Consider the following 2,034-nt stretch of genomic DNA (forward strand, 5'->3'; position numbering starts at 1 on the left):
GTTCGGCCGTTGGGACCCGTGGCGCTCGGCGGGCGCCGCGCTGCTGTTCGCCTTCGTCGATGCGCTGCAGCTCAGGATGCAGGCAAGTGGGCTCGGCCACATCCCCTACGAAGCCTTCCTGATGCTGCCCTTCATCTTCACGATCGTCGCCATGGCCTTCATGTCGCGCAATGCGGTCGCGCCCTCGGCGCTGCTGAAGCCGTTTCGGAGGGAAGAGCGGTAGAGGACTTGGCGCCCTTTCCTCTCCCCCGATCGACGGGGGGAGAGGAAGAGCGCCAAGCCTGGGACGCTTCACATCGCCGTAAAGGCGTTGTCGACGAAGAGATGCGCGCCGTTGACGAAGCTGGATTCGTCACTGGCCAGGAACAATGCGGCCTTCGCCACTTCTTCCGGCTCGCCGATGCGGCCCTGCTGGGCGGCGAGTGCCGCGTCGGAGACGTCGACGCCGAGTTTCCCCAGGTCGGCCACCTCGCGCAGCCCGTGCGGGGTGCGGATGAAGCCGGGACAGACGGCGTTGCAGCGAATGTTGCGGTCGCGGAATTCGACCGCGATGGCGCGGGCGAACATGTGGCAGGCGCCCTTGGTGGTGTCGTAGAGCACCTCGTTCGGCGTCGCCGCCACCGCCGAGATCGACGAGGTGCAGACGATCGAGCCGCCGCCGGCCGCGATCATGCTAGGCAGCACCGCGCGCGTCATCAGGAACATCGAGCGCACGTTGACGGCATGCAGCCAGTCCCATTCCGTGAGCGTCGTCTCCAGGAACGGCTTTATGACGATGGTGCCGGCGTGATTGAACAGCACGGTGACCGGGCCAAGCTTGGCCGTCGCAGCCTTCACCGCGGCTTCGACCTGCGCCTCGTCGGAAACATCGGCGACGAAATGCTCGGCGACATGGCCGCGGGCGCGGATCGCCGCCGCGGTCGCGGCCGCTGCCTCGCCGTTGCGGTCGACGATCGCCACCTTGGCGCCTTCCGCCGCGAAGAGCTCCGAGGCCGCTCCACCCATGCCCGTCGCGCCGCCCGATATGATCGCGACCTTGCCCGCCAGCCTTCCGCCCATTGATTTCTCCGTCTGTTGATGCTTCACGCGTGAACCGGCAACGATGCTAACCCGCGCGTGTCGGATGGCCAAGCTCGCTGGCCGCATCGCCGACTCCAGCGCGACCGCCGAAATCCGGGGCGGCGTCATCATCTCCGCAGCCGTTTCCCCTGCATAGGGCAGACGCAGCAAGCCAAACCAATGTCCAGCGCGATATGAGAAATTCGTTCTTCGGATCGCGGAAAAATAGCAATCGACAAAGGCTACTAACTTTATAGATTAAGGGTGAGACGGAGGCCGACATGTCCTATTACCAAAACACCCAGACAGACCGCAGGGGCCAAACCGTCGGCCAGAGCTGGCGGCCGGCCTATGGCGGGGCCTTCGCCTATCTCGTTTTCACCCTTGCGTTCGTGTTCACCGGGGCAGTCGTTCTGGGCCTCATTCCCTGAGGCGCGGGAACCACGGGGTGGCGGCCTAACGCTTTCAGGCAACCGGAGTTGAGTGAGCCGCGTCGGCGGCGCGTTTTCGCGCGCCCTGTGGTTTTGATATGCGATTCCAAACGTGATGAAGGAGATGGCAATGCCAATCGAGTTCACGCATGTTCCGGGTAAGTCTGCCTATGGCAGCTTCTTCTACGATTTCGCCGAGACCGCGACGAAACTGTCGCTGATCGAGGATGTCGGCTTTCAGAAGATCGTCGTCGACGATCCGGCCGGCCTGCTCACCAATATGGACATAGCCGCGCAGGCGCTGAAGCGCACCGCGTCGCTGGAGGTGGTGCTGACCCACTGGGCTGGCGTGGTCGAGCCGACGGTGGCGGCCAGGCAGCTTGCCGCGCTCGACGCCAGGAGCGGCGGCCGGCTGTCGCTCAGGATGCTGAGCGAGCCGCTCAGCGATGAGGATGCCGAGGCGCGCCCGGTCGGGCACACCGTGGTGTGGCAGCGTATTGACGAATATCTGGTGCTTTTGAAGCGCCTGTGGTCGAACGACAGG

General features: G+C 64.7%; 3 protein-coding genes and 1 pseudogene. 3 read left to right on the forward strand and 1 reads right to left on the reverse strand.

The genetic code is table 11. The features are described 5' to 3' along the window. Positions 1-223: pseudogene (locus tag EN742_RS33130) on the forward strand (ABC transporter permease); the annotation flags it as partial. A gap of 68 nt (positions 224-291) precedes the next feature. Here EN742_RS33130 and EN742_RS33135 read toward each other — a convergent pair. Beyond that, entirely contained in the window at positions 292-1,059 is a 768-nt protein-coding gene (locus EN742_RS33135; protein WP_127406994.1) for an SDR family oxidoreductase, read from the reverse strand. Between the two features lie 281 nt (positions 1,060-1,340). On the opposite strand from EN742_RS33135, the gene EN742_RS33140 reads away from it, so the two are divergent. Both EN742_RS33140 and EN742_RS33145 read left to right on the forward strand, forming a co-directional pair. After that, on the forward strand, positions 1,341-1,490 hold the full coding sequence (locus EN742_RS33140) for a hypothetical protein (RefSeq protein ID WP_127406995.1): 150 nt from the start codon (positions 1,341-1,343) through the stop codon (positions 1,488-1,490). A 130-nt stretch (positions 1,491-1,620) separates the two neighbouring features. Next, a partial coding sequence (locus EN742_RS33145; RefSeq protein ID WP_128333779.1) for an LLM class flavin-dependent oxidoreductase occupies positions 1,621-2,034 on the forward strand: 414 nt, incomplete at its 3' end.

It is taken from the genome of Mesorhizobium sp. M4A.F.Ca.ET.020.02.1.1 (genome assembly GCF_004022645.1).
In the GTDB taxonomy this organism is placed as follows: Bacteria; Pseudomonadota; Alphaproteobacteria; order Rhizobiales; family Rhizobiaceae; genus Mesorhizobium.